Origin of the sequence: Bradyrhizobium hipponense (assembly GCF_008123965.1) — a bacterium.
Taxonomy (GTDB): Bacteria; Pseudomonadota; Alphaproteobacteria; order Rhizobiales; family Xanthobacteraceae; genus Bradyrhizobium; species Bradyrhizobium hipponense.
The window spans coordinates 1-3,509 of sequence record NZ_VSTH01000309.1 but is presented as its reverse complement, the minus strand read 5'-3'; the positions used below and the strand labels follow the sequence as shown (position 1 = coordinate 3,509).

The 3,509-nt window shown below is 55.7% G+C and carries 4 protein-coding genes and 1 pseudogene; 4 read left to right on the top strand and 1 reads right to left on the bottom strand.

Annotated elements, in window-relative coordinates; all coding sequences use genetic code 11:
- The 4 genes and pseudogenes from FXV83_RS42250 to FXV83_RS45660 form a co-directional block, all read left to right on the top strand.
- Positions 1-1,397, top strand: a 1,397-nt coding sequence (locus FXV83_RS42250) for an O-antigen ligase family protein (RefSeq protein WP_210250811.1), incomplete at its 5' end; no start/stop codon positions are given.
- Complete coding sequence (locus FXV83_RS42245; protein WP_148745888.1) at positions 1,394-2,482, top strand: hypothetical protein; 1,089 nt, start codon at positions 1,394-1,396, stop codon at positions 2,480-2,482. The genes FXV83_RS42250 and FXV83_RS42245, both read left to right, overlap by 4 nt.
- Before the next feature lie 338 nt (positions 2,483-2,820).
- Positions 2,821-3,087, top strand: a complete 267-nt coding sequence (locus tag FXV83_RS42240) for a hypothetical protein (protein ID WP_148745887.1) — start codon at positions 2,821-2,823, stop codon at positions 3,085-3,087.
- A 27-nt stretch (positions 3,088-3,114) separates the two neighbouring features.
- A pseudogene (locus FXV83_RS45660) lies at positions 3,115-3,198 on the top strand (hypothetical protein); the annotation flags it as partial.
- Positions 3,199-3,290: 92 nt separating this feature from the next.
- Here the strand turns inward: FXV83_RS45660 and FXV83_RS43485 are convergent.
- A partial coding sequence (locus FXV83_RS43485; RefSeq protein WP_235940633.1) for a plasmid pRiA4b ORF-3 family protein occupies positions 3,291-3,509 on the bottom strand: 219 nt, incomplete at its 5' end.

The window sequence follows — 3,509 nt, the reverse complement described above, 5'->3', positions numbered from 1 at the left end:
CGCAGGCGTGCCGGCGGGAGCTTGAATTGTCGACACTGGGAACGAGTAGAGGCGGAATCGCACGCCGCCCGGCGGTTCAACTGCCAACAGCTTCGAATCGTTTTGTGGCGTGGCTCGTGTTGATCGGGATCGCTCTGCCTTCTTCCATGACAGTTTTCATCGGAGGAGCAAAATTCATTCCGTCCCGAATCGTAATATGTTTGCTCCTCGTGCCCGGTTTGGTTGAGCTGTTTCGAAAACGAAGGATCGGCGCACCAGACATCCTTGTTTTCGCAGCATCAACCTGGATGTTCGGGGCGGCACTTCAAACGGACGAGTCATACTCCAACACAGGCGCCGTCGTACTCGAGTTCGCCGGCGGCTATATATTAGCGCGCGCATATTTCCTTGAGCGCCTGCAACTAGAGACATTCGTCCACGTCCTAAAGCCCATCACTATTGCAATCATTGCGATGGCGGCCCTCGAACATCTCACTCAGCACAACATCCCCGCAGTACTGTTGGGCATGCCGAGCACCGGCCACGAGTATCGGTACGGCTTGCTGCGAGCCGCCTCGACATTTCCTCATCCCATTGCATATGGCACGTTCTGCGCCGTTGCAGGCGCGATCTTTGTGTATTCGGAACGCAGTTTTTCCAGTCGCATTCTTTATGGCGGGATATGCCTGTTTGGATGTGTGCTTGCGATGTCGACCGCCCCGCTGATGGCGTTCACGATCGCAATGGCCGTTTATTGCTACGACCGTTTGCTGCCCGCATCCTCCTGGCGGTGGCAGGCCATGCTCGCAGCGATGGCCATCTTCCTTGCCACCGTATTTGCCGCAGCCAACAAACCAGTCTCGTGGCTGGTTGCGAATCTAACCCTCGATCCTGCTACCGGATATTTCCGTGTCGCCACATGGGACACTGCCTCCTACTACATCAATCTCTCCCCCTATGTCGGATATGGCTTCGCAACATACGCCCCGAGCGAGGATTTCTTCGCCAATGCCTCCGTCGACGCCGTTTGGCTGACCTTGTCGCTCCGCTTCGGGATTCCACTGGCCGTCCTTATATTTCTGGCGAGTATAGCGTCATTCTACCGCTCTGGGCCCACCGCCCACATCTGGCGTTTCAACGACCCTTGCATGAACGATTTCCGCGCGGGGTTTACTCTAGCGCTTGCATTGTACATCTTCGTGGGCTTCACGGTTCACTACTGGAATAACATCTGGATATTCTGGGGAATCTGCATCGGAATCCGGGCCTCACTCCAAGAAGAGTTTTTCTTAACAAATACGAGCCCAGTTCTCAATTTCCGGCGGACGGGCAGTACAGGTGGCCTTGCTCCGATAGCTCCGGGAATTCCGCACATGGCAGGTCGTCCGTTACAAGGGTCCGACGGATTCCTATCATGACAGCCCGCTATATCGGTTCATTCCTCGGAGCAGTGCTGGCTCCATTAATAGTTTCTACTCTCGATGCAGGGGGCGCTAGCGTTGTTCGTAAGGCCGACAATGTCGGTCAGACGGTTGCCGAATATGCCCTCGACGACGGCTCTCCCAAGGCCCCCATTTGTACGGTTCAGCATCCACATTTGCTGAATGGATACAGGATTCGGCCCCAATGGAATGTGGCCGGCGTGGATTATTGTGTCGGTTATCCGGCGAAAACGCTCCTTAAGGATCCTGCGACGATCTCATTGGCCGAGGTATCGGTGGATGTGGCCAACAGGAGCATCACGGTGACTGGCGACGATGTCACACTGGATGGTTATGATTTTAGCGGCTGGTCGTTTGTGACGACAGCAGCGAATACCAGCCTGATCAACTCGAACTTCAATGGTACGAATCCCGGAGGTCCGCAAAGCAGCGTCATTTCCGGCGCTCCATCATCCTCCAACCTGTACGTAGGTTACTCTACTATTGACGGCTTGACCGGGGGTGGGCATGCCGAGTTCCTGGTCGAAATGGAAGGGCCCGGCCTCACGATCGAATATTCATGGCTGAAGAATTCCAATTCCGACATCATCGGGCGTCACGGTCGAGATGGCGGCGACATCACGATTCAGTACAACCTGCTGCAACAGGCCGGCATGGGCGGCCCGAAAACCCACGGCGATTATCTCCAAGTCTACGGTCCAACCGTAAACGCGACCAACATTCTTTACAACACGGCGATTCAGCAGGGCGGCATTACTCAGGGGTTCATCGCCGACAATACAGATTCCGGCGAATTGGCTGGTAACATCCTGATCGGCACCGTCAGCTACTGGATGTCCGCATCCGGTCCCGGTACCGATCCCGCCAACCTGAGCGGCCCATTCAACACGCACGACAACTATTTTGATGTGACCAGGGCATTTGGCTTCAACTACCCTGCAATTGGACCGAACGACCGTTACCCCAAGACCGTGTTTACGCACAATGTGAACATGGTGACCGGCAGGATAGAGCAGGATTCCGCCGGCGCGAAAGCCACGCCATCCCGCTCGCACCCCTGACGCCCCGCCCCGGTACGTTGCCATGGGAATCGCAGCCGTACGTCGTAACAAGACCCTCGGGTTGACACTGTGGAGGCAGGCACGGCGAAGACGGAGCCAATAGGTGCTATCGCGCTTGCGTCGTTGTCGCTGTCGACGAATGGGCGCCGATCGATCTAAAGATCCGGCAATTTGCCTCACGCTGTCCTTCAGGATTTTCGGGGAATTTTTGGATTTTTCCGTTCCGAAGGATGAGACGTACTGCAAGACAAGCAAGTTCCGAATTTGGTGTCTCGCAAGTGGAGCATTAAACTTGCCGCACATCCGATTTCCAACTCTTTGCAGAGGGATTTTCGAGAATGGATCGATTCACACGATGTAACGCCTATGTGTTTTGGGAGCCACTTGCGCACTGGTTCGCGCTGGCTCAGAGGGTCCACATCAAGCTTTGTACGCTTATCAAGAACGAGCGGACCTTCGAGACGTTCTTTGGCAGCAAGATCCGAGACAGGATCGGCGACTTTGTGCCGAAGCGAATATTCTTCTTCGGATTTTGGGAGCCAAATCTGACCGGATTTATGCTTGGAGCAATTCACAGCGGCACGGCAACCCTACTGGAAAGCTAGGGTGGACCCAATTATACACTTGTTAATAGCAATACGCTCATGGGAGTGCTCGGCGCGGACGTCAAAAAGATCTCGTTCATCAAGATCGATATCGAAGGAGCGGAAAGACCGATCCTGAACGAGATCATCGAGAGCATGGACCGATTTGCAAAACCGCTTACCGTAAGCGTAGCGCTGCGGCCCTTTCGATTGGCGCTTGACGCCTATTTTGAGCGCGTGACGCGGCGCCGTGGCTTCCAAATTCCGGACAATGCGTTGACGGCGGCCTCGAGCGTCTTCCGGTCGACGACGTCGGGATCGAACTGTTCGGGCCCCCAGCGGCGCATACGTTCGTGCTCTGGATGTGCGGGGTCGCTGATGGCATCGAGGTATTCGGCATAGCCGGGCGCACCGCCGCCGTCCTCCGGAGGACAACGACCGGC

Excerpts from the sequence above, each read along its gene's own strand:
- FXV83_RS42240 (WP_148745887.1), top strand. The coding sequence starts at position 2,821 with ATGGATCGATTCACACGATGTAACGCCTATGTGTTTTGGGAGCCACTT.
- FXV83_RS42245 (WP_148745888.1), top strand. The coding sequence starts at position 1,394 with ATGACAGCCCGCTATATCGGTTCATTCCTCGGAGCAGTGCTGGCTCCA.